The 22,799-nt window shown below is 70.2% G+C and carries 19 protein-coding genes, 1 pseudogene and 1 other annotated feature; of the genes and pseudogenes, 7 read left to right on the forward strand and 13 right to left on the reverse strand.

What is annotated here, in order from left to right; translation table 11 throughout:
• Positions 1–105 precede the first annotated feature (105 nt).
• Positions 106–2,151 (reverse strand): thioredoxin domain-containing protein, encoded by a 2,046-nt coding sequence (locus HD601_RS03090; RefSeq protein WP_184819231.1) that lies wholly within the window; start codon positions 2,149–2,151, stop codon positions 106–108.
• Between the two features lie 443 nt (positions 2,152–2,594).
• On the opposite strand from HD601_RS03090, the gene HD601_RS03095 reads away from it, so the two are divergent.
• From HD601_RS03095 to HD601_RS03110, 4 genes are all read left to right on the forward strand, one after another.
• On the forward strand, positions 2,595–3,749 hold the full coding sequence (locus HD601_RS03095; protein WP_184830331.1) for a hypothetical protein: 1,155 nt from the start codon (positions 2,595–2,597) through the stop codon (positions 3,747–3,749).
• Positions 3,721–4,533: a GSU2403 family nucleotidyltransferase fold protein gene (locus tag HD601_RS03100; RefSeq protein ID WP_184819233.1), complete on the forward strand. Its 813-nt coding sequence runs from the start codon at positions 3,721–3,723 to the stop codon at positions 4,531–4,533. The genes HD601_RS03095 and HD601_RS03100 overlap by 29 nt, the downstream gene beginning before the upstream one ends.
• Before the next feature lie 228 nt (positions 4,534–4,761).
• A protein-coding gene (locus HD601_RS03105) for an IS3 family transposase (protein WP_184819234.1) occupies positions 4,762–6,005 on the forward strand; the annotation gives its coding sequence in 2 pieces (ribosomal slippage) (positions 4,762–5,050 and positions 5,050–6,005; 1,245 coding nt in all).
• Positions 5,049–5,177, forward strand: a sequence feature (AL1L pseudoknot). Its footprint overlaps the gene before it by 129 nt.
• A gap of 46 nt (positions 6,006–6,051) precedes the next feature.
• Complete coding sequence (locus tag HD601_RS03110) at positions 6,052–8,256, forward strand: TOTE conflict system archaeo-eukaryotic primase domain-containing protein (RefSeq protein ID WP_184819236.1); 2,205 nt, start codon at positions 6,052–6,054, stop codon at positions 8,254–8,256.
• A gap of 160 nt (positions 8,257–8,416) precedes the next feature.
• Here HD601_RS03110 and HD601_RS03115 read toward each other — a convergent pair.
• The 7 genes and pseudogenes from HD601_RS03115 to mca form a co-directional block, all read right to left on the reverse strand.
• Positions 8,417–8,587: pseudogene (locus HD601_RS03115) on the reverse strand (DUF255 domain-containing protein); the annotation flags it as partial.
• Positions 8,588–8,640: 53 nt separating this feature from the next.
• A complete protein-coding gene (locus HD601_RS03120; RefSeq protein ID WP_184819238.1) occupies positions 8,641–12,078 on the reverse strand; it encodes a SpaA isopeptide-forming pilin-related protein in 3,438 nt (1,145 codons plus the stop codon).
• Positions 12,079–12,464: 386 nt separating this feature from the next.
• A complete protein-coding gene (locus tag HD601_RS03125; protein ID WP_184819240.1) occupies positions 12,465–13,568 on the reverse strand; it encodes a ScyD/ScyE family protein in 1,104 nt (367 codons plus the stop codon).
• A 118-nt stretch (positions 13,569–13,686) separates the two neighbouring features.
• A complete protein-coding gene (locus tag HD601_RS03130; RefSeq protein ID WP_184819242.1) occupies positions 13,687–14,148 on the reverse strand; it encodes a VOC family protein in 462 nt (153 codons plus the stop codon).
• A 44-nt stretch (positions 14,149–14,192) separates the two neighbouring features.
• Entirely contained in the window at positions 14,193–14,645 is a 453-nt protein-coding gene (locus tag HD601_RS03135) for a helix-turn-helix transcriptional regulator (protein ID WP_184819244.1), read from the reverse strand.
• Positions 14,642–14,866, reverse strand: a complete 225-nt coding sequence (locus tag HD601_RS03140; RefSeq protein ID WP_184819246.1) for a hypothetical protein — start codon at positions 14,864–14,866, stop codon at positions 14,642–14,644. The genes HD601_RS03135 and HD601_RS03140 overlap by 4 nt, the downstream gene beginning before the upstream one ends.
• Positions 14,867–14,936: 70 nt before the next feature.
• The gene (gene mca, locus HD601_RS03145; protein WP_184819248.1) at positions 14,937–15,800 is read right to left on the reverse strand and encodes a mycothiol conjugate amidase Mca; all 864 of its coding nucleotides are present in this window, start codon (positions 15,798–15,800) and stop codon (positions 14,937–14,939) included.
• Between the two features lie 174 nt (positions 15,801–15,974).
• Here mca and HD601_RS03150 point away from each other — a divergent pair, with 174 nt between their 5' ends.
• Positions 15,975–16,385 (forward strand): DUF4307 domain-containing protein, encoded by a 411-nt coding sequence (locus HD601_RS03150; protein ID WP_184819250.1) that lies wholly within the window; start codon positions 15,975–15,977, stop codon positions 16,383–16,385.
• 170 nt (positions 16,386–16,555) lie between these two features.
• Positions 16,556–17,059, forward strand: a complete 504-nt coding sequence (gene greA / locus HD601_RS03155; protein ID WP_184819252.1) for a transcription elongation factor GreA — start codon at positions 16,556–16,558, stop codon at positions 17,057–17,059.
• A gap of 70 nt (positions 17,060–17,129) precedes the next feature.
• Here the strand turns inward: greA and HD601_RS03160 are convergent, their stop codons facing one another.
• The 5 genes from HD601_RS03160 to ilvA all read right to left on the reverse strand — a co-directional run bounded on the left by HD601_RS03160 (position 17,130) and on the right by ilvA (position 21,682).
• Positions 17,130–17,951 carry an ABC transporter permease gene (locus HD601_RS03160; RefSeq protein ID WP_184829409.1) on the reverse strand — a complete coding sequence of 274 codons (822 nt, stop codon included), beginning with the start codon at positions 17,949–17,951 and terminating at the stop codon, positions 17,130–17,132.
• Positions 17,952–17,962: 11 nt separating this feature from the next.
• Positions 17,963–18,955: an ATP-binding cassette domain-containing protein gene (locus tag HD601_RS03165; RefSeq protein ID WP_184819254.1), complete on the reverse strand. Its 993-nt coding sequence runs from the start codon at positions 18,953–18,955 to the stop codon at positions 17,963–17,965.
• A 141-nt stretch (positions 18,956–19,096) separates the two neighbouring features.
• Positions 19,097–19,495 (reverse strand): DUF2089 family protein, encoded by a 399-nt coding sequence (locus HD601_RS03170; protein ID WP_184819256.1) that lies wholly within the window; start codon positions 19,493–19,495, stop codon positions 19,097–19,099.
• On the reverse strand, positions 19,492–20,409 hold the full coding sequence (locus HD601_RS03175; RefSeq protein WP_184819258.1) for a hypothetical protein: 918 nt from the start codon (positions 20,407–20,409) through the stop codon (positions 19,492–19,494). The genes HD601_RS03170 and HD601_RS03175 overlap by 4 nt, the downstream gene beginning before the upstream one ends.
• Positions 20,410–20,467: 58 nt before the next feature.
• A complete protein-coding gene (ilvA, locus tag HD601_RS03180) occupies positions 20,468–21,682 on the reverse strand; it encodes a threonine ammonia-lyase (RefSeq protein ID WP_184819260.1) in 1,215 nt (404 codons plus the stop codon).
• 112 nt (positions 21,683–21,794) lie between these two features.
• On the opposite strand from ilvA, the gene HD601_RS03185 reads away from it, so the two are divergent.
• Positions 21,795–22,769 carry a TIGR03557 family F420-dependent LLM class oxidoreductase gene (locus HD601_RS03185; RefSeq protein WP_221440504.1) on the forward strand — a complete coding sequence of 325 codons (975 nt, stop codon included), beginning with the start codon at positions 21,795–21,797 and terminating at the stop codon, positions 22,767–22,769.
• The last annotated feature ends 30 nt before the right edge of the window (positions 22,770–22,799 follow it).

A 22,799-nucleotide genomic window follows, 5' to 3' on the forward strand; every position in this document is an offset into this window, starting at 1 on the left:
GCTGTGATCCGCTTCATCCGCACCACGGTTGCCGCCGAGCGTGGCCTGCGGATGAGGGCGGGATGAGCGTGTTCTCATCAACCGCCCGGAATCAACTGCCCGGAATCAGCCGCCCAGCTGGCGGACCAGCGCCGCGGGGTCGGCGGTCGGCAGCTCGCAGACGAAGTTGCGGCACACGTAGGCCGCCGGCGCTCCGGCGACGAGACCCCGGTCGAGCAGGAGCGGCACCGACGCGGCCGCCGGATCGTCCGGGTCGCCGGCCACGACTACCGCGCCCGGTGACGTCGCCCTCAGCGCCACCGCGTGCAGCGCCGCCGTGCGGGCGTCGTCGGCGGGCCCGACGACGGCGACCTCGACCGGCCCGGCGAGCCTCGCCTCGGCGACCGCCAGGCCCCAGCCGGCGAAGCGGGGCGCCCGCTCGGCCAGCGCGTCGTGGATGCGCAGCGCGTCGTCCGCCGCGTCGCGATGGCGCGCGGACCCGGTGTACGCGGCGAAGGACAGCAGCGCGCCGGCCGCCGCCGACCAGCCCGACGGCGTCGCGTTGTCGGTGGGATCCTGCGGTCGCCGCAGCTCGGCCAGCCGTGCGTCGGTCGTCTCGGAACCGGTGTCGAAGAACCCGCCCGCCGGGTCGCGGAACTGGGTGAGCACGACGTCGAGCAGTTGCTCGGCGAAGGACAGCCAGACAGGGTCGCCGGTGACCGCGACCAGCGCCAGGAACCCCTCGGCGACGTCGGCGTAGTCCTCGAGCACCCCCGCGTGGGTGCCGGCGACGCCGTCGCGCGAGACCCGGACCAGCCGGCCGCGCTCGTCGAGGTGCAGCCGGACCAGCAGGTCCGCGCAGTCGACGGCGGCCGACACCCAGCCGGGCTCGTCGAACAGGGCGCCGGCCTCGGCCAGCGCGGCGATGGTGAGGCCGTTCCAGGCGGCCACCACCTTGTCGTCGCGGCCCGGCGCCGGCCGCGGCAGCCGTGCGTCGAACAGCTGGCCGCGCACCCGCTCCCAGCGCTCGGCGTCGTCGGGGTCGCGCGGCAGCCGCAGCGTCGACGCGCCGTGCTCGAAGCTGCCGGAGGGCGTCACCGCCAGCAGCGCCGCCGCCCAGTCGCCGTCGTCGTCGCCGAGCACCTCGCGCAGCTGGTCCGGCGTCCACACGTAGAACGCGCCCTCGACCGGCGTGGCACCGGCGACCGGCGGCGAGTCGGCGTCGAGCGAGCTGGCGAAGCCGCCCTCGGCCGTGCGCAGTTCGCGCAGCAGGAAGCCGGCGGTCTCGCGCACCACCCGCGCGGCCACAGCTGACGCCGTCGTACGCCAGAGATGGGTGTAGACCCGCAGCAGCAGCGCGTTGTCGTACAGCATCTTCTCGAAGTGCGGCACCACCCAGCCGGCGTCGACGCTGTAGCGCGCGAACCCGCCGCCGAGCTGGTCGTACAGGCCACCGCGAGCCATCTGCTCGCAGGTCGTCCCGGCCATGGCGAGGGCGCGGGGATCGCCGGTGCGCGCGTGGTGGCGCAGCAGGAACTCGAGCACCATGGACGGCGGGAACTTCGGCGCGCCGCCGAACCCGCCGGCGGCCGGGTCGTACTCGGCGGCCAGCCGGGCGGCCGCGGCGTCCAGCCGTTCCGCCGCGGGCGGGCCGTCACCCGCGGCCACCTGCGCGACGCCGCCGAGCGCGGCCCCGATGCGCTCGGCCGACTCCGTCACGTCGTCGCGCCGCTGCGTCCACGCGTCGTCGACCGCCTCGAGCAGCTGGCGGAACGACGGCAGCCCGTGCCGCGGCCGCGGCGGGAAGTAGGTGCCGGCGTAGAACGGCTTGCCGGCGGGTGTGAGGAACGCCGTCATGGGCCAGCCGCCCTGCCCGGTGAGCGCCTGCACCGACTCCATGTACACGGCGTCGACGTCGGGCCGCTCCTCGCGGTCGACCTTGACGGCGACGAAGTGCGCGTTGAGGTACGCCGCCACCTCGGCGTCCTCGAAGGACTCGTGCGCCATGACGTGACACCAGTGGCAGGCGGCGTACCCAACGCTGAGCAGGACCGGGACCTCGCGTCGGCGCGCCTCCGCGAACGCCTCGTCGCCCCACTCCCACCAGTCCACGGGATTGTCCGCGTGTTGCAGGAGGTAGGGGCTACGAGCGTCGCGGAGGCGGTTGGCCATTCCCATAACTCCTGACGAGTGGCACGCTTATCACACTTCGTCCCTCATGGTGCACGAGAGTGATACGCGAAGCAGATTCGCGGGCCGCGATTCGAGCCCACGTCTCCAACCCTAGGAGGGGCCGGCGCTAGTGTGGGTGACGTTCAACCGAGAACGGGCCGGGTTAAGCGGACCACGATCATGGACGACGCTCGCCACGTCCTCCTCGGCGCACACGACGTGATGGCCCGATACGGCTGGGGCAAGGCCAAGGGCTATCAGAATCTCAAGACCGCGAACTGCTGCCACCGCCCGTGATGACCCACCCCCGACCAGGAGGAAGTGAGCGTCACCGAGCTGCTTCCCCAACCCGAGCGACCACGGCGGGCGAGGGACATGCACCGAGGAGAGTTCTCGAAAATAGCGACCTTCCGCTAAGTGCGGAACTCGGCTATTATCGAGAAATGGCTGGAGTCCAGCGCACGCTCATCCTGCCCTCCGAGGGGTACGGCGATGAGCCCAAGAGCGAGGCCGACGTCCTGCTGACGGCCGCTGCGCGGGTGCAGGCAGCCCTCCCTTCGGGTTGGACGCTCAAGACGAGGACTGAGGTCGGCGGGCTAGACGACTCAACCAACACCTATCGCCGTGCCGACTCGCGACTCGCGCTCGTACGCGAGGGGAAGATCGTGGTGACATACGTCGTCGAGGTCAAACGCGTCCTGACGTCGAACAGCCTGCTTCCCGCCATCAATCAGCTTCTCGCCCTGCGGAGCGACAAATCGGCCCGGATGCGGCCGATGCTGATCGCTCGCTACCTCAGCTCCCAGCAACAGCGCGTATTGCAGGAACGTGGCATCGCCTACGCCGACGCAACAGGGAACCTAAGGCTGACATCGGATGACCCACTGATCCTGCTGTCCGATCGGGGTGCGAGCGCCGATCCGTGGAGAGGTCCCGGACGGCCAACGACCAGTCTCAAGGGCCTCCCTGCCGCCAAGCTCGTGCGCGCACTTGCTGACTTCGTTCCGCCGTACTCCGTCGCCGATCTCGCCGACCTGGCCGGCGCCTCGCTGGGCGCGGCCTACCGCCTCTGCGACTATCTCGCCGGCGAGAGGCTGCTCACCCGCGTCGAACGCGGGCCGATCACGGACGTCGACTGGCCCGAACTGCTCCGGCGATGGAGCCAGGAAGCTCGATACCTCGACACCAGCACGACGCGTGGCTTCCTCGAACCTCGTGGGCTGGACAACCTCGTCGAGAAACTCGGCAACCAGACGCCGTCGCAGCGCTACGCAGTCAGCGGCTCCTTGGCCACCCAGCCGTACGCGCCGTACGCCGAAGCTCGCATGGGGCTCATCTACGCACAGGACCCGGTGAAGATCGCATCGGACCTCGGCCTGCGGCCCGTGGAGACTGGTGCCAACGTCATCCTCGCCGCGCCACGCTCCCCGGCGGTCTTCGAGCGCACCTCGACCTGGCGAGACGTCACCATCGTTGCCCCCAGTCAGGCTGTCGCCGACCTCCTCGGTGGGCCAGGCCGAAACCCTGCCGAAGGCGACTATCTGCTGGGCTGGATGAAGGAGAACGAGGATGCCTGGCGCCAACAACTTGATCGTTGAGGCACGTGCCGCGCTGCTAGACGCAGTGGCAGCTCTCGAAGCCCACAAGGCCTCGGTGATCCTCATCGGCGCCCAAGCGATCTACCTGCGCACCGGCAGTGCCGCCTTCGCTCTGGCCGAAGCAACGAAAGATTCCGACCTGGCCATCGACCCGCGGAAGCTCGGCGAGGATCCTCGTCTCGAAGAAGCAATGACCGGAGCGGGCTTCATCCTCAATCCGGTCAGCCAGCAACCCGGTGCCTGGATGTCGCCCAACGGAATACCCGTCGACCTCATGGTCCCCGAACACCTCGCCGGCTCGGGAAGTCGGCGCGGTGTCCGCATCCCGCCCCATGACAAGCGCTCGGCCCGCCGCGCGGCGGGCCTTGAGGCGGTGATCATCGACCTGTCTCCGATGACCGTCGAGTCCCTCAATGGAGACGGCCGGAGTGCCACTATCAATGTCGCCGGATCGGCCGCGCTCCTGGTCGCGAAGCTGCACAAGATCGGTGAGCGTGTCAACACTCCCGACCGCCTCAACGACAAGGACGCCCACGACATCTACCGACTGCTGGTCGCGACCGAGACGCCCGACATCGCCGCGACCGTTCGCGAACTCCTCTCCGACGAGTTGTCCCAGGAGGTCACGACACGAGCGCTCAACTACCTGAAGGACCTATTCGCAAGCCCGGAGGCTCTCGGTTCGACGATGGCCGGACGCGCCGAGGAGGGAGTCGGCCAGCCAGACACTGTTTCGGTCTCAGTCAGCTTCCTGGCGCAGGACCTGCTGTCAGCATTGGCGTGATCGGCGACGGGCCCCGCGGCTCTGAACCGGGAGATATTGACACATGTGCGACATACACGCCGAACTCGAGAGCTTGAGGCGCGAGAACGCACGCCTGCGCAAGCTCCTCAAACTGACCGACGCGGAAGCCGCTCCTGCTCTTGGCGCCCAGACAGCTTGGTTCGACAAGGCACCAGGACTGAACCGCCCCGGGGTGTCCGGAGACTTCATTAGTTGGAGGATGAGGTCATGGCACGTCCCTCGAAGTACCCGCGGGAGTTGCGTGAGCGGGCGGTCCGGATGGTTGGCGAGGCTGTGGAGCGGGGTGACTACCCGAGTGAGTTCGAAGCGATCCGCACCATCGCGGGCAAGCTCGGGATCGGCTCGGCGGAGACGCTGCGTCAGTGGGTGCGCCGGACCGAGATCGACGGCGGTGCTAGGCCGGGCAGGACCACGCAGGAGCTGGCGGAGATCCGGGAGCTCAAGCGCGAGGTGGCCGAGCTGCGCCGGGCGAACGAGATCCTCAAGAGCGCGTCGGCTTTCTTCGCGGCGGAGCTCGACCGCCCACACCGGTGATCATCGACTACATCAGCGAGCACAAGGACCGGTTCGGGGTCGAGCCGATCTGCCGCGTGCTGTCCGAGCACGGCGTCCAGATCGCCCCGTCCACCTACTACGACAACCTGCGCCGGGGGCCGTCGAAGCGGGCGCTGCGCGACACGCAGATCGTCGAACTGATCGCCGCGGCGCGTGAGCAGCGGTTCATCGCCCGCTTCGGTGCGCGCAAGATGTGGCTGCACCTGCGCCGGGCCGGTCACGACGTGGCCCGGTGCACGATCGAGCGGCTGATGACAGCAAACGGCTGGCACGGGGCCCTGCGCGGCAGCCGTGTGCGCACCACGATCGGCGACCCGCGCGACGCGCGGGCGGCTGATCTGGTCGATCGGGACTTCACCGCGACCTGCCCGAACCAGCTGTGGGTGGCCGACTTCACCTACGTGGCGACCTGGACCGGCACCGTCTACGTGGCGTTCGTCTTCGACGTGTTCTCCCGGATGATCGTCGGCTGGCGCGCCGCCACCAGCATGAGCACACAACTCGTGCTCGACACCCTCGAGCACGCCATCTGGTCACGCCGCCAAGCCGGCATCACCGACCTGACCGGGCTGGTCCACCACACCGACGCCGGCTCCCAGTACACCTCGTTCGCGTTCACCACCCGGCTGCTCCAAGCCGGCGTCGACGCATCGGTGGGTTCGGTCGGTGACGCCTACGACAACGCCCTGGCCGAGTCCCAGATCGGTGCCTACAAGACCGAACTGATCCGCCCCGACGGGCCCTGGCGCGACCTCGAACACGTCGAGATCGAAACCCTGAACTGGGTTCACTGGTTCAACCACGAACGGACCCACGAGTCCATCGACGACCTCACACCAGCCGAGGTCGAAGCCGCCCACTACGCTGCACGAAACCGTCTCACCCCAACCGGGTAGAGACACGATCCCAAGTGTCCGGAAACCCCGGGGCGGTTCAGGACCGGTGGACGCGCATTCCTCGTCACGAGCCAAGGTCGAGTTCTACGCAACCCTGTTCGGCGCACGACGCGACGTTTATGCCGTCCGCTGGGAGAACGCCCGCACCGGCCAGGCGGGGTGGATGCCCGCCGTCGAGGGTGGCTGGCGCAAGGGCCGACCAGCCTCCGACATACGCTACCTGTCGCTGACGCCCGAGGTGCTCACCGCGCATCTGACCGGCGACGTCCACATCGGCCTCTACCCGATGCTCCCCGGCGACCAGACCTGCTGGCTCACCGCAGACTTCGACGGACAGGCCGCCATGCTCGACGCGCTCGCCTACCTGAAGGCAGCACGCGCCGTGGGTGCACCCGCCGCCCTGGAGGTGTCCCGCTCCGGGATCGGAGCGCACGTGTGGGTCTTCTTCACGGATGCCGTTCCGGCAGTCACAGCACGCCAGCTCGGAACAGCCCTCGTCCGCGAAGCGATCGCGATTCGTGGCCGCATGGACCTGCGCTGCTACGACCGGCTGTTCCCGTCCCAGGACGTACTGCCCGGGCAAGGCCCTGGCAACTTGATCGCGGCCCCGCTGCACGGCAAGTCACGCAGGCTCGGAACCACGGTGTTCCTCGACCTGGCTACACTTGAGCCTTTCGAGGACCAGTGGGATTACCTCTCCACCTTGGAGCGCCTCACCCCGAAGCAAGTCGCCAAACTCTCCTCCGCGCTTCGGGAACCGACCGTCGGGGCGCGGGTCGACCGCGCGCAGCCCGCCCGGTCGACCAAGACCCAACCCAGACCGGCTCCGATCGTGCATCTGACCCTTGCCGGCGCAGTGAGGATTCCCGGGTCGGAACTGAGCCCCTCGCTCTATGCGACCTTGAAGCACGCAGCGTCCACGTACAACCCCGAGTTCTACGATCGCCAGCGCCGCCGTCAGTCGACCTGGAACGTCCCGCGCATCATCACCTCCTACGACGAGACGCTGGATGACGACCTCGTTATCCCACGCGGACTACGCGACACAGCCACGAAGCTCATCGAGGAAGTCGGCAGCAAGATCGACGTCGACGACCAGCGAGTCACCGGTGACGCAGTGCAACTCTCGCCCTCAATCGACCTCAAGCCGCAGCAGCAGGAAGCTGTGGGGGCGTTGGTCCCGCACGAACTCGGACTATTGGTCGCACCACCCGGCTCCGGCAAGACCGTGATGGCCTGCGCCGTCATCGCCCAGCGAGCCGTCTCCACGCTCGTGCTCGTGGACCGCAAGACGCTCGCCGACCAGTGGCGCCGCCAGATCCAGAACCTGCTCGGATTCAAACCCGGGCAACTCGGCGGCGGCCGTTCCAAGCTCACTGGCATCGTCGACATCGCCACCTTGCAGACCCTTGCACGACGCACCGACCTCGCCGAAAAACTGAGCACCTACGGCCAGGTCATCGTCGACGAGTGCCATCACGTCCCGGCAGCCGCGTTCGAGACCGCCGTCCGCGCAATCCCCGCCCGCTACTGGGTCGGGCTCACCGCCACCCCCTACCGACGCGACGGCCTCGACGACCTGATCGGCTTCCAACTCGGCCCCGTGCGACATACCTTTACTCATACCGATCCCGACACCCTCGAAGGAGCCGGCGCCGACCGGCCACGCCCGGTCCTTGTCGTCCACCCGACGTCGTTCCGGCTGGATGATCCGATCGACCTGTCAGTGCCGGGTGCCATCGCAGGCGTCCATCGCGCACTCGCCGAGGACGACGCACGCAACGAGCAGATCCTCACTGATGTCGTTGATGCCCTGGATCGCGGTCGGCACTGCCTCGTCCTCGCTCAACGCACCGGCCATGTCGACCACCTCGCCATCACACTCACCGAGCGGGGACTGGACCCCGTCATCCTCAAAGGCGGGATGGGCGCCAAGCAACGCGCCGCGGCCAACCAACGACTTGGTCCAGCCGACGACGGGCCGCCCCTCCTGGTCGTCGCAACCGGTCACTTCGTTGGCGAAGGCTTCGACTGTCCCGCGCTCGACACCCTCTTCCTGGCCGGTCCGGTCTCGTTCAAGGGACGACTCGTCCAGTACGCGGGGCGCGTGCTCCGCGCCCATCCCGGCAAGCAGACCGCCGAGGTCCACGACTACCACGACACCCAGGTGCCTGTCCTCGCCGCAGCGCTAACCAAGAGAGCCCCCGGCTACGTCAGCCTCGGATTCCCCGACCCTCGCAAGTCCACGTGACCGCTCCACGCTGCGCGAGGGACCAGCCCGAGTGATACACGAAAGTGATTCACCAAGCAGCGGAAACGGCGTCCAGCAGCGGCACGCCGTGAACCGAAATTAACCGCGATCACCCCTCTGACCTGCGGCTTCGTCAAGATTCGTCGATGATCGTCTACGTGGCAACCTCGTGGCACCAGTGGCAGGCCGCGTAGCCGAGGCTGAGCAGCACCGGGACGTCGCGGCGCCGGGCCTCCGCGAACGCCTCGTCGCCCCACTCCCACCAGTCCACGGGGTTGTCCGCGTGTTGCAGGAGGTACGGGCTACGAGCGTCGCGGAGGCGGTTGGGCATCGGGTTCCTCTCGGGCCGGTGCCCCCAGCCTAGATCCCGCCGTCCGTCGTCGATCAGGTGCGCCGGACCCGCCAGCGCACCGCCGCGCCCGCGGCGAGCAGCGCCGCCGCGACCAGCGCGACCAGCCGGAGCGGGTCGCCCAGACCGGTGTCGGGCAGGTCCGGCTCGCCCGGCTCACCAGGAGTGGGCGACGGCGACGCCCCCGGCTCCGTGGGGGACGGGGTCGGCGTGGGCGACGGCGTCGGCGGCTCGTCGGCCGGCGGGTCGACGAAGGTCACCGCGGCGATGTCGGTGCCCGCGTTGTCCGCAGTGATCGAGATCGTGTCGCTGGTGACGTCGTCCGGCAGCAGGTAGCCCTCGGGCGCGGTGATCTCGACCCAGTGGTAGTCGCCGAAGTCGAGGTCGCCGACCGAGCACAGCCCGTCGTCGCCGGTGGTGCAGGTGCCGACCACGAAGTCGGCGTCGCCCTCGAGCACCAGGTCGAACACGGCGCCCGGCAGCGACTCGCCGGTGTCCTCGGCGACCTTGTGCACGCTCAGGTCCGACAGCAGCCGCGGGTCGTGCACGACGACCTGGGTGAGCTCGCCGCCCGCGTTCGAGGCGTCGATGACCACCGGGTCGCTCGTGGCGTCGTCGGGCAGCGCGTAGCCGTGCGGCGCGGCGGTCTCGACCCAGACATAGCTGCCGAAGTCGAGGTCCCCTACGGTGCAGGTGCCGTCGTCACCGGTCGTGCAACTGCCGACGGCCTCGCCGTCCTCGTCGCCGGCGCGCAGCTCGAACTCCGCGCCTGCGAGCGTCGTGCCGTCGTACGCGTCGACCTTCAGCACCGACAGCTCCGAGAGCAGCCGCGGGTCGCGGATCTCGAACACGGCCGGGTCGTCGACGGTGGACGCGTCGAGCACGATCGAGTCGCTCGTCACGTCGTCGGGCAGGTCGTAGCCCTGCGGCGCCGCCGTCTCGACCCAGTGGTACGTGCCGAAGCCGAGGTCGCCGATCGAGCAGGTGCCGTCCTCGCCGGTCGTGCAGCTGCCCACGACCTCGTCGCCGTCCTCGTTCACCAGGTCGAACTGCGCGCCGGCCAGCGGCGCGTCGTCGTCGGCGTCGAGCTTGAGGACCGAGAGCACACCCGGCTTGCGCGGGTTGAAGAACGTCAGCGGCTCGATCTCGGTGCCGGCGTTCTCGGCGGTGATCGTGACGAGCTCGCTGGTGGGGTCGTCCGGCAGGTCGTACCCGGGCGGCGCGGCGGTCTCGAGCCAGTAGTACGACCCGAAGCCGAGGTCCTCGACGGTGCAGGTGCCGTCGTCGCCCGTGGTGCACTCGCCGACGAGCGTGTCGTCCTCGAGGTACAGCTCGAAGGTGGCGCCGGCCAGCTCCAGCGGGGTGTCGGAGTTGCCGTCGAGCTTGCGCACCGACAGGTCGGTGAGCTGCTGCTCGTTCTCGACCGCCACCTCGACCGTGTCGCCGGCGTTGTCCGGGCCGATGGACACCGGGCCCTGGAACGCCGGGTCGGGCAGCTGGTAGCCGGTCGGTGCGCCGGTCTCCTCGACCCAGTAGTCACCGAAGAGGAGGCCGTCGACGGTGACCGCGCCCGTCGCGTCGGTGGTCACCTCGCCGGGCGGGTCGACGACGGCATCGTCGCCGGTCTCGAACTCACCGTCGCCGTCGTCGAGGCGGACGACGAACGTCGCGCCGGCCAGCGCCTCGCCGGTGGTCGCGTCGGTCTTGACGATCCGGATCGCCGAGCGGACCTGACGGTCGGCCAGGGTCGAGACGGCGAGATCGGTGCCGGCGTTGTCGCGGTCGATGGTGGTCATGCCGCTGAGCCGGTCGGCGGGCAGCTCGTACCCGGCCGGCGCCTCGGCCTCGTACCAGTAGTAGGTGCCCCACGCGAGGGTACCGACGGTGCAGGTGCCGTCGTCGCCGGTGGTGCAGTCGCCGATCAGCGTGTCGCCGTCCGGCGCCTCCATCTCGCCGTCGCCGTCGTCGAGGTACAGCTCGAACGTGGCGCCGGCCAGCGGCTCCTGGGTGTCGGCGTCGAGCTTGCGGACGGTCAGCTCGGAGAGCAGCCGCGGGTCCTCGAACGCCGCGTCGATGGCGGCGTCCGGCGTGTCCTGGTCGATGACGATGCCGTCGCGGACCGGGTTCTCCGGCAGGTCGTAGCCGGTGGGCGGCTCCGTCTCGGTGACGGTGTAGGTGCCGGTCGGGAGGTCCTCGACCAGCACGGCGCCCTCGGCCGGGTCGGCGTCGTTCTCGCCGTTGTCGACGACCGTCAGGCTGACGCCGTCGGCCGCGCCGCCGGTGCCCTCGACGGTGAACGTCGCGCAGCAGACCGGGTCGCCGGACTCCGCGTCGAGCTTGGCCCACGCGAGGGAGCCGAGGCCGTTGACGAACGTGACCGTGGCGGTGCCGCCGGCCTCGACGGTGGCGTCCTGCGGCTCGCCGTCGGGGACGTAGCCGGGCGGCGGGGCGGTCTCGGTGACGGTGTAGTCGCCGGGCAGCGCCGGGTCGACGACGATGACGCCGTCGGCCGGGTCGGCGTCGTTCACGTCGTTGTCGACGATGGTCAGCGAGCCGGGGTCGGCCGCGTCCGGGATCGGGTTGGGCTCGACGGTGAAGGTCGCGCCACCCAGCGGCTCGCCCTCGGCGTCCTGCTTCTCGATGACCAGCGCGCCGCACGGGTCGGCGACATCGACATCGCCGGTGACGTAGTCCTTGAGCTCCGAGCTCGGGCTGACGCCGGGCGCGCTGCGGACCCACAGCGCGCCGAAGCCGCCGAACGCGCAGTCGTCCTGCTCGCCGATCAGCGCGGTGAGATCGAAGGCGAGCTCGACGAACTGCTCGCGGTCCAGCGGCGACTCGTCGCTGGGCGTGGTGATGGCGGAGTCGTTGGCGAGGACGGTGACGTCGCCCGTCGCGCCGGCCGAGACCCAGCTGTCGCCGTCCCAGCGCTCGAAGGCGTCGACCCGGATCGCGCGGATGCCCTGGTTGAACAAGCTCACCCGCAGGTCGCCGACGGTGCGGTCGGGCACCACCGTGTCCTCACCGTTGACGGTGTTGGGCTGCTGGTTCAGCTCGACGTACCAGCGGACGCTGCCGTTGTCGGTGCCGCGCTCGAAGCCGGCGAACAGGTACTGGTCGCCGCCGGAGACGCGGCTGTAGGTGTAGGCGCGGCCGAGGTCACCCTTGCCGGGCGCCGCCGCGGACCCGTCGTCGTTCCACGTCGAGAGGTCGTTCTCCTTGCTCCCGCGGTCGAACACGGTCGTGTCGGTGCCGCCGAGCGGGTCCTCGACCACGTCGACGCCGGGAAGGACCTCGGCGCTCCCCCAGTCGACCGGGTCGCCGTCGGGACCCGTCGCCGTCGTGTCGTTGTCGAAGCCCTCGTAGACGTTGCCGTCCATCTCGAAGCCACCGACGAGCTCGTTGTCGTCGTCGTTCGCCAGCGCGCTCGTACCGGCAGCCGTCGTCGACGCGCCGACCAGTAGGAGAACCATCGCGACCCGCGCGAAAGACCGTCGCAAACCGGGCATACCCGTCCCGCCCCCAAAAGAGAATGCCCGGTGCGAGTGGCCCGGGGCACATTACCCATAGAAAGGTCAATCGCCCTTCGGCGCCTGGGCGACTCGACAATGTCGAGAGCCCGGCACCGAAGGGCGAGTGCCCCCCGGCCTGTGACAGCTGCATCACACGTGAAGTCTGACCTGCCGGAGCCGCCGCGTTCGCCGCGTCGACCTCGGCCAACGCAGAGCATGCACCCATCGGGGCAGACCTGTCAACGCGAACTCGCGCGGCTCTTCAGGCACCCCCATATGACGCGGCTCATGACGAAAGCGCAATTGCTTCATCATGCAATGCACGTGCTTAGAGGTGATTCATCCATTCACCCGATGCGTGACAGCGAACCCGGCCCGAATACCGGTCCGGTGACATAGATCTTTCCGTTCGGTGCGGTATCCGCGCCACCGGGCAGGATCAGCGTGCCGGGCACCAGTTCCCTGATCGAGCCGCCGGGGCGAACCCGGAACAGCCCGCCGATGGGCGGGTCGACCAGCTCGAGCTCCCACTGGAACCAGCTCTGCTGCACCAGCTCGACCGCCAGGATGCTGCCGTGGCTGCCAGGAGCGAGGTCCACGATCGACGTCAGGCCGTCGGCGAAGCGCCGGCAGTCGCCCTTGTGCGGGCGTTCCGGGTTGCACACCGCGTTGCGGGTGCCCGGCTTGATCCGCCAGATCTCCGACGTGCCCGGCGTGGCCGGGAACCCGCGCAGCTCGCCGACGTACCAGTAGCCGTCCGGGCCGACGGTCACCGAGGTCGCGACGGCCTCGGCCGTGATCTCGGTGCCGACCGGCGGGATCGGGTTGCCGTCGAACTCCGGCGGCAGGCCCGCGGGCACCTCGACGGTGCGCGGCTTGAGCCGGGCGACGGTGACGATGTGGCCGTTCGGGTACACGCGGAGCAGGTCGTTGCCCGCCGCGTCGGCGACCAGGACGCTGCCGTCCTTCAGCGCGGCGACGCCGAACGGGTTCGACTCGGTGGGCTCGCCCTCCTGGTTGAACGGGTCCGGGTCGCGCTGCTGGTAGGCGGCGATGTCCGCGATCGGCTTCGCGTCCCTGCCCTTGCGCAGCAGGTACAGCGTCGCCGCGCCGGTGCCCGGTTCGCCGCCGCCGGTCAGGGCGTAGAACTTGTCGTGCCGTCCCGCCGCGACCGCCGGCGCGAGTCCTGTCGCCGGCACCGAGCCGATCTCGCGGACCTTCGGGTGCCGGCCCCGGTCGGTCACCAGGCTCACCGTGCCGTCGGCCGCGCCGACGACGATGCGGCCGTCCCGGTCGACGTCCACTCCCCTCGGGCCGTCGAACGACGCCACCGGTTTCGGCGTGGACGAGCCCTTCGCGACGGCGGCCGGTGCCGTGAACACGGCCGAGACGGCCATCACCCCCGTGGCCAGGACTGCTGCTGCTGTGCGTGCACGCGACAGTTGCACCATGAGAAACCCCCCGATTTCTCGTCGGCTCGCGCCCCCCGTGAGGCTGGTCCTCCGGCGCGAACCCGTCCATGCCTAACAGCAGGTCCGGGGTGCGTCAAGGGGTTCTGAGCGGCGCGTTTCACTTCCCGCCGGGCTCGAACGCCTCCGCCATCGCCTTCTGGTCCAGTGCCTTGTCGTTGAGTTCGTTGAGGCTGTACCAGTTGCCGAAGTCGTCGCGGAAGACCGCCTCGACGCCGTACGGACGCTCGGCCGGCTCCTGGATGAACTCGACCCCGCGGGCGGAGTACTCCTCGAACGTCTTGCGGCAGTCGTCGGTGTTCCAGGCGCCGGCGCTGAGCGCGCCCTTGGCCATCAGCTCACGCAACGCCGCCGCCGTCGCCTCGTCGTGCATGGGCGGGCCGGGCACCGTCAGGTTCAGCTGGAACTGCGGGCTGGCCGGCGGGCCCACCGTCAGCCAGCGGAACCCGTTCTCCATGGTGACGTCGGAGCGCAGCTCGAAGCCGAGCTTGCCGATGAAGAAGTCGAGCGCCTGGTCGTAGTCGCTCACGTACGCCGTCGCGACGCCCAGCTTGGTGATCATGATCCGCTCCTCCGGTCGATGCGTGTCGTCTCGTCGACTCGACGCTACGGCGCGGGAGCGGGCGGCGGCTTCTCCGTGGTTGCCGTCTTCCTCGGCAGCGGCCGGCCCCACATGAGGATGTAGCAGCCGGGGATCAACGGCGGCCCGGCCGCGTGCGCGTCGCGCTGGAACTGCGACGGCGACACCCCGACCAGCTCGGAGAAGAGGCTGCTGAACGAGCCGAGACTGCTGAAGCCGACCACGTGGCAGATCTCGGTGACGTTGAGGTCGGCCACGCGCAGCAGCTCCTGGGCCCGCTCGACCCGGCGGCGCTGCAGGTAGCGGCCCGGCGTCTCGCCGTAGGCCGCCTTGAACGCCCGGACCAGGTGGAACCGCGAGTAGCCCGCGGCGGCCGCGATGTCGGCCAACTCCAGTGGCTCGGCGTAGCACCGGTCGATGAAGTCGCGGGCGCGCCGCACCGCGACCAGCGTGTCGACGGCGCCGGACCCGGCCGTCATCGCTCCGGCGGCTCCTGGTGCCCGCGCATGCGCTCGGAGTCGGTGGCGCCCTCGGGGTCGAAGTCGACCCTGCGGATCTGCTTGCGCATGCTCCGGTACAGCACGACCAGCGCGACGATCAGGAAGACCAGGACCAGGAAGCCGTACAGGCCGGGGCCGATCCCGGAGTCCTCCGCCTCCGACTCCGCCGCGGTGAGCGCCACCGCTTGCAGGATGCCCATCGTCAGAACCCGTCTTCTCCTCGCGTCATCCCCCGACGTTCCATTGTCGCACCGCCGGCGCGAGTCGTGCTCACCGCAGTCCCGCGAACAGGTCGTCCTCGGGGCGCTGCGTGGCCACGTGCGACGTGACCAGCTCGTAGTCCTCGGTGGGCCAGGCCTGCTGATGCACCTCGAGCGGGACAGCGAACCAGGAGCCGTCGGGGTCGATCTGGGTGGCGTGCGCCAGCAGCGCGCGATCGCGCACCGGGAAGTACTCGGCGCACTCGACCCGGGTGGTGACGCGGTCGTCCCAGCTCTTGTCGCCGTCCCATTCGGCCAGCCACTCGGTGTAGGGCGAGGTGAGGCCGCGCTGCTCCATGGCCTCGTTCAGGGCCAGCAGGCGCATGCGGCTGAAGGAGTGGTGGTAGTACAGCTTCCGCGGCTGCCAGGGCTCGCCGCTGCCGGCGTACTGGTCCGGGTCGCCGGCAGCCTCGAACGCCGCGACGGTGATCTTGTGGCACATGATGTGGTCGGGGTGCGGGTAGCCGCCGTTCTCGTCGTAGGTGGTGACGACGTGCGGTCGGAACCGGCGCATGAGCTCGACCAGCGGCTCGGCGGCCTTCTCGACCGGCATGAGGCCGAAACACCCCTCGGGCAGCGGCGGCAGCGGGTCGCCCTCGGGCAGCCCGGAGTCGACGAAGCCCAGCCACTCCTGCCGGATGCCCAGGATCTCGCGCGCCGCGTCCATCTCTTGCCGGCGGATCTCGGTGATGTTGGCCAGGACGTCGGGCCGGTCCATCTTCGGGTTGAGGATGGACCCGCGCTCGCCGCCGGTACAGGTGACGACGAGGACGTCGACGCCCTCGGCGACGTAGCGGGCCGTCGACGCGGCCCCCTTGCTGGACTCGTCGTCGGGATGAGCGTGAACGTGCATCAGCCGCAGCTGCTCGGACACCGGAAACCCCATGTGGTCGGAAACTTCTGTGCGCGCCGGCGGTCACCGGCCGGTCTCCGCTGCCCGAGACCGCGCCACCCGCACGGGGCGGCTCATCGCGGCCGCCGCCGACGGGGATAATGGTGCCGCACGACACTGACAACAACGCGTCCAGCCCCTTGGGGACATTCCCGCATGGCCGAGAACGACACCGCACAGCAGGACCTGCTGGCCGAACGCTACGGCCGGCGGACCCAGCGCGAGTCGCGCGGCGTGCTCATCGGCGTCGTGGCCGGCGTGGCCCTGGTGGCGGCCGTGGTGGTCTGGCTGATCGTGCGCTCCAGCGGCACCACGCTCGACGCCGAGCTGCGCGGCTGGGACGAGCCGCGCGACGGCGTGCTGACCGCCCGGGTCGAGATCCGCCGCGACGCCGGCCTGGCCGTCACCTGCGACCTCGTCGCCGTCGACCTGCGGCGCATCATCGTCGGCCAGCTCGAGCTGCAGGTCCCGGCCGGCCCCGACGAACACCTGGTCGTCCCCGCCGACATCCCCCTCGAGGGCGACGGCGTGGTCCCCGAACTACGCGGTTGTAGCCCGGCCGAATGACACCGGCGCGGCGCGAACCGCGCCGCTGACCTGCGACAATCGTCGGCTTGCCACATTGCTTGTATTCTAGTTCTTTCCCCGTCAGCACTTGGACCGGGCGAACCGCCCGGCGGCGAAGCACACCCACACGGCGTGCGGCGCCACCGATAGACACCCGAGGAGCAGTTGCCGTGACCACTACCAGCGACAACGTTGCTTGGCTCACCCAGGAAGCCTTCGACCGCCTCAAGCAGGAGCTCGAGCACCTGATGGGGCCGGCGCGGCTCGAGATCGCGCGGCAGATCGAAGAGGCCCGCTCCGAGGGCGACCTGTCCGAGAACGGCGGGTACCACGCGGCCAAGGACGAGCAGGGCAAGCAGGAGGCCCGCATCCACCAGCTGCAGCAGCTGCTCCAGCGGGCGCAGGTCGGCGACCCGCCGGACGACGGCGTCGTCGAGCCGGGCATGATCGTCGAGGTCAAGTTCGAGGGCGACGACGACTCCGAGCGGTTCCTGCTGGGCTCGCGCGAGCTGGCCACCCTCGACGACTCCGTCGACATCGACGTCTACTCGCTGAAGTCGCCGCTGGGCGCGGCCATCAGCGGCAAGAAGGTCGGCGAGAAGGCGTCCTACCAGGCGCCGAACGGCAGCACCATCACGGTCGAGGTCGTCAGCGCGAAGCCCTACGGCTCCTGACACCACCCGCACGCGCACACGCCGCCCGCCCGGTCGAGATGACCGGGCGGGCGGCGTCGTCGTGCGGGACCTACTTGCTGGACGCCTTCTTGTACTTGCGCACGGCCAGCGGTGCGAAGACGGCGATGATGAGCAGGCACCAGAGCAGGGAGGCGAGCACCGGGTTCTGCATGGGCCAGGCGTCGGAGTCGACCAGGCTCTGGTTGCCGAACAACTCACGAGCGCCGGACGCGATGGCGCTGACCGGGTTCCATTCGGCGATGGCCTGGACCACCGACGGCATGGACGACGGGTCGACGAACACGTTGGACATGAAGACGACCGGGAAGAGCCAGATCAGCCCGGCCGAGGCGGCGACCTGGGGGCTGCCGACCGACAGGCCGATGAACGCGCCGACCCAGAGCATGGCGAACGCGAACAGCAGGAGCAGTCCGACGGCCGCCAGGAACTGGCCGAACCCGTTGTGGAACGTCCAGCCCACGATGAAGCCGCAGACGATCATGATGACCAGCACGATGAGCTGGTTGACCAAGTCGGCGATGACCCGCCCCGCGATGACCGCGGACCGCGCCATGGGCAGCGAGCGGAACCGGTCGATGAGGCCCTTCTGCATGTCGTCGGCGAGACCGACGCTGGCCGGCGCACAGGCGAACGCCATGGTCTGCACGAAGATGCCGGCCATGAGGAAGTCGACGTAGTCGACGCCCGGCACGTTGATGGCGCCGCCGAACACGTACGCGAACAGCAGAACGAACATGATCGGCTGGATGAACATGTAGATCTGGTTGTCCGGAACCCGCCAGCCGGCCCGGATGTTGCGCCACGTCATGGTCATGGCGTCGGTGAACGCCTGGTTGAGGCCGACGCGGCTGGGCGCGGCGGCTGTAGGCATGACGTCGGTGGTCACGATGCCCTCCCCTGGGCCGTCTCGGCCTGCGTGTCCTCGTCCTCTGCGTGCCGGCCGGTGAGCTTGACGAACACGTCGTCGAGCGTGGGGCGTCGCAGCGCGATGTCGTCGATGGCGACGCCGGCCTCGTCGAGGTCGCGGATGACCTGGATGAGGCCCTTGGAGCCGGTGTGCGTGGGCACGGTGAGCTTGCGGGTGTGGTCGTCGCGGAGGCACTGCCCGCCGCTGCCGAGGTTGAGCACCTGCTCGGCCTTTCCGAGCGCTTCGGGGTCGTGCACGATGACCTCGATGCGCTCGCCGCCGATCTGCGCCTTGAGCTGGTCGGCCGTGCCCTGGGCGATGATGACGCCGTGGTCGATGACCACGATGTCGTCGGCCAGCGCGTCGGCCTCTTCGAGGTACTGCGTGGTCAGCAGGATGGTCGAGCCCTCGGCCACCCGCTCGCGGATGACGTCCCAGAGGTCGAGCCGGCTGCTGGGGTCGAGGCCCGTGGTGGGCTCGTCGAGGAACAGCAGCTGCGGCCGCACGATGAGGCTGCCGGCGAGGTCGAGACGCCGCCGCATGCCACCGGAGTAGGTCTTGAGCGTGCGGTCGGCGGCGTCGGCGAGGTTGAACTGCTCGAGCAGCTCGGCCGCGCGCTTCGACGCCTCCTTGCTGGACAGCTGGTAGAGCCGGCCGAACAGCCAGAGGTTCTCGCGCCCGGTGAGGTTCTCGTCGACCGCGGCGTACTGGCCGGACAGGCCGATCTTGGACCGTACCGCCTGCGGTTCCCTGACGACATCGTGACCGGCGACGACCGCCCGGCCCGCGTCGGGCGCGAGCAGGGTGGTGAGCATGCGTACCGTGGTGGTCTTGCCGGCGCCGTTGGGCCCGAGCAGACCGACCACGGTGCCCTCGGGCACGACGAGGTCGACGCCCCCGACGGCCTTCACGGCCTTCTCCCCGGAGCCGAAGGTCTTGACCAGACCCTCGGCGGTGATGGCGTTCACGGTGGTGTCCTCTCCTGTTGGGTGGAGGCATCGTGGCAGGCGCCCCTGACAAGGTCGGCGCGGCGCACCGCGCACTCCGACCCCGCCAGCCACCACGGCCAATGACTACTTATATAAGTCAAGCCTGATATTTTCAAGCGCTCAGCTGAGCAGCGTGGTCGCCTCGTCGAGGTCGAGCTCGCCGGCGGCCAGCCGGCGCAGGACCTCTTCGCGGTCGACGGTGTCGGCCCGCCCTGCCCCCGGGTCGGCCGGCGCCTCGAGCCCGAGCCGCTCGAGCAGCTCGGCGAACCGCTGCCTCGCGGTGGGGTAGCTGACCCCCAGCTCGCGTGCGAGCTCCCTCATGTTCCCCCGAGACACCAGGAAGGTGCCAAGGATTTTCTGGTCCTGCGCGCCGAGCGAGCAGTACGGGCAGGACGCGAACCGGCCCGAGAGCTCCGTGCCGCAGGACTCGCAGCCGAGCCTGGTGACGTGCAACTTCACACCACAGACCGGGCAGTCCGACGGTGCCTGGTGCAGGTGCTGCGGGTAGCCGCCGATCACCGGTCACCGCCCGGGAGCCGGACGGTGACGTCGCCCATGACGACCTCGGCGTCGATCTCCGCGGCACCGGTGCCGAGGACGATGTCGCGGTCGCGGTCGCGGCCGGTGCGCTCGGGCACCGAGCGGAACCGGCCGAGCTGGACGTCGGAGCGGACCCGGACGTCGGACCCCTCGAGCAGGGTGAGCTGCAATGACCCGGACTCGCACCGCATGCGCGAGTGCCCGGCGAGCTGACGGGTCTCGACCTGCGCGGAGCCGGCCTGCACCAGCAGGTCGACCGGGCTCTCGAGGCCGCGCACCCGCAGCGAGCCGGCCGTGACCCGGACGTGGTCGAGCGCCGGCACGTGGTCGACCTGGAGCGAGCCGGCGATGACCTCGGCGCCCAGGGCCAGCTCCGGGTTGACCCGCACGTGCAGGTCGAGCAGCTGGCCCGGGTTCTGCAGCCGGCTGGCGAAGTCGCGCCACCGGCCGCCCGCGAGCAGCACGAACGCGCCGTCGGCCGGCACCAGCTCGGACTCGCCGGTGACGTGCAGGACGTCGCCGTCGCGCCGCACGGTGTGCTGGCCGTTGACGGCCACCGTGGCGACGCTGGGGTCGCCGACGATGACCACCCGGCGCGAGGTGGCCCGCACCTGCACCCGGGTGATCTGCTGCGCCGTCACCGCCCCGCCCGCCGAGCCGGCGGACCGGGCACCCGCGGACCGGGCCCCGGCGGGACCGGCAGCTGACGCCGTCGGCCCCGGAGCACCGGCCGCCGCGGTGACCGACGCGTCGACGGGGTCCTCCGTCACGGCGTCGGCGGGCGCGCCCGCACTCTCGTCCTCGATGCGGTCGAGCAGGACGGCCGCCCGGGTGGGGTCGAGCCGGCCGTCGGCCACCTGCTCGAGGATCTCGCGCACACTGAGCGTGTTCATGCCCCCATGGTGGCGCCAGATCTATCAAAACGTCAAGACGACTTCACAGATTGATAGGTCAGTTGCTTGAAATGGCAATCGAGTAGCCCGACTCGCGCAGTTTGGCCAGCACGCGCTCGCAGTGCTCGGGACCGCGCGTCTCGAGCTGCAGTGCGATCTCGACCTCCTCGATGGACAGCGTCGACCCCGTGCGCTCGTGCACGACGTCGAGCACGTTGGCGTCGACGGCGGCGAGCTCGGACAGCAGCCGGGCCAGCCCGCCGGGGGCGTCGGGCACCCGGACCCGCAGCGCCAGGTACCGCCCCGCGGCCGCCATGCCGTGCCGGATGACGCGCAACAGCAGGAGCGGGTCGATGTTGCCGCCGGACAGGACGGCGACGACCGGCGGCTCGTAGGCGCCGGGGTCGTCGAGGAGGGCGGCGACGGCGGCCGCTCCGGCGGGCTCGACGACCAGCTTGGCCCGCTCGAGCAGCAGGACCAGCGCCCGCGACAGCGACTCCTCGGACACGGTGACGACGGAGTCGACGTACTGCCGGATCATGTCGAACGGGACGTCGCCGGGGCAGCCGACCGCGATGCCGTCGGCCATGGTCGACATGCGCTCCAGCGCGATCGGCCGGCCCGCCTCGAGCGATGTCGGGTACGCCGCGGCGCCCTCGGCCTGCACGCCGACCACGCGGACGCCCGGCTTGAGGTGGTGCACGGCCAGCGAGATGCCCGCCGTCAGCCCGCCGCCGCCGGTGCCGACGACGATGGTGCGCACGTCGGGGCACTGCTCGAGGATCTCCATGCCGACGGTGGCCTGACCGGCGACGATGTCCGGATGGTCGAACGGGTGGATGAGGACGGCGCCGGTCTCGGCCGCGAACGCGCGCGCCTCGAGCAGGGCGTCGTCGATGCTGGTGCCGGCGAAGCGCACGTCGGCGCCGTAGGCCCGGGTGGCCTTCTCTTTGACGATGGCCGCACCCTCGGGCATGAACACCGTCGCCTTGGTGTGCAGCATGCTGGCCGCGAGCGCGACGCCCTGGGCGTGGTTGCCGGCGCTGGCCGCGACGACGCCGCGGGCGCGCTCCTGCTCGGACAGCCGCGCGATGCGCACGTAGGCGCCGCGGATCTTGAACGATCCGGCGCGCTGGAGGTTCTCGCACTTCAGATGGACCCGGCCGCCGACCCGACCGGCCAGCCAGCGGGAGTCCTCGAGCGGGGTGGGCCGCACGACGTCGCGCAGCAGCTCGCGCGCGGCTTCCACGTCCGCCATCGAGACAGTACTCATGGGGTCGATCCTGTCACCTGCGTGCCTATGATCGCCCCAGCCCCATGCCCGGCGCGAGCATCTAGTCGCGCGTAGATATTAGATATAGAGTGAGCCTGTGAAACTAGCCTGGTTGTGCAGCCATGAGTCCTACCAGCCCGAGGTCCTGCTGGAGCACGCCGTCCTCGCCGAACAGGTGGGATTCGACGTGGTCACCGGGGCCGATCACTTCCACCCCTGGGTCGACGACGTCTCGGCCGCCAGCTACGTCTGGACCTGGTTCGGCGCGGTCGCGCAGGCCACGTCCCGGGTCGAGCTGGCCACCAGTGTCACGGCCCCGCTCTTCCGGTATCACCCCGCGCTGATCGCGCAGGCCGCCGCCACCGTCGACCGGCTCTCCAACGGCCGGTTCATCCTCGGTGTCGGCACCGGCGAGGCGATCAACGAGGCACCACTGGGGTACGCGTTCCCCGGCTACGGTGAGCGGATCGCGCGCATGCGCGAGGCGCTGACCATCATGCACAGTCTGCTCGACGGCGAGAAGCTCGACTTCGACGGCGAGTACTACGAGGCCCGGACGGCGAAGCTGTACAGCCCGCCGACCGGCCGCGTGCCGGTCTGGATGGCCGCCGGCGGCCCGAAGTCGGCGACGTTCGCCGGCGACACCTGCGAGGGCCTGATCACCAGCGTCAAGGACCCCGCCGAGACCGTCGCCAACATCATCAACCCGTACCGCGAGGCCGCCACGGCCCGCGGCGCGGACACCACGGTCATGGCGACCCGCTGGGTCGTCCTGGCCGCGAACGACGACGAGGCGTGGGAGTCGCTGGTCTCCATGCGGGGCCTGCGCGCCCCCGGCCGCCTCGAGGTGGCCGACCCCGCGGTGCTGCGCGAGCGCGCCGACGCCATGGACCGCCAGGAGATCCTGAGCAAGTACACGATCGTCCGCGATCTCGACCAGCTCACCGAGGCGTACCTGCCGCTGGTGACCGACGTCGGGGCCGACTACGTGGCGATCCAGGTGGCCAGCGCCGACCCGGCCGACACCATCCGGCGCGTCGGCGCCGAGGTGCTCCCGGTGCTGCGCAAGGCCGCCGAGTCCGCCTGACCGCAGCTCTACCGGCAACGGCCGGCGACC

Source organism: Jiangella mangrovi (assembly GCF_014204975.1).
GTDB lineage: Bacteria > Actinomycetota > Actinomycetes > Jiangellales > Jiangellaceae > Jiangella > Jiangella mangrovi.

Excerpts from the sequence above, each read along its gene's own strand:
- HD601_RS03140 (WP_184819246.1), bottom strand. The coding sequence starts at position 14,866 with ATGGGCATCCTGCAAGCGGTGGCGCTCACCGCGGCGGAGTCGGAGGCG.
- HD601_RS03150 (WP_184819250.1), top strand. The coding sequence starts at position 15,975 with ATGGCCGAGAACGACACCGCACAGCAGGACCTGCTGGCCGAACGCTAC.
- HD601_RS03095 (WP_184830331.1), top strand. The coding sequence starts at position 2,595 with ATGGCTGGAGTCCAGCGCACGCTCATCCTGCCCTCCGAGGGGTACGGC.
- HD601_RS03135 (WP_184819244.1), bottom strand. The coding sequence starts at position 14,645 with ATGACGGCCGGGTCCGGCGCCGTCGACACGCTGGTCGCGGTGCGGCGC.
- HD601_RS03090 (WP_184819231.1), bottom strand. The coding sequence starts at position 2,151 with ATGGCCAACCGCCTCCGCGACGCTCGTAGCCCCTACCTCCTGCAACAC.
- HD601_RS03175 (WP_184819258.1), bottom strand. The coding sequence starts at position 20,409 with ATGAACACGCTCAGTGTGCGCGAGATCCTCGAGCAGGTGGCCGACGGC.
- HD601_RS03125 (WP_184819240.1), bottom strand. The coding sequence starts at position 13,568 with ATGGTGCAACTGTCGCGTGCACGCACAGCAGCAGCAGTCCTGGCCACG.
- HD601_RS03100 (WP_184819233.1), top strand. The coding sequence starts at position 3,721 with ATGCCTGGCGCCAACAACTTGATCGTTGAGGCACGTGCCGCGCTGCTA.
- HD601_RS03160 (WP_184829409.1), bottom strand. The coding sequence starts at position 17,951 with ATGCCTACAGCCGCCGCGCCCAGCCGCGTCGGCCTCAACCAGGCGTTC.
- ilvA (WP_184819260.1), bottom strand. The coding sequence starts at position 21,682 with ATGAGTACTGTCTCGATGGCGGACGTGGAAGCCGCGCGCGAGCTGCTG.
- HD601_RS03120 (WP_184819238.1), bottom strand. The coding sequence starts at position 12,078 with ATGGTTCTCCTACTGGTCGGCGCGTCGACGACGGCTGCCGGTACGAGC.
- HD601_RS03130 (WP_184819242.1), bottom strand. The coding sequence starts at position 14,148 with ATGATCACCAAGCTGGGCGTCGCGACGGCGTACGTGAGCGACTACGAC.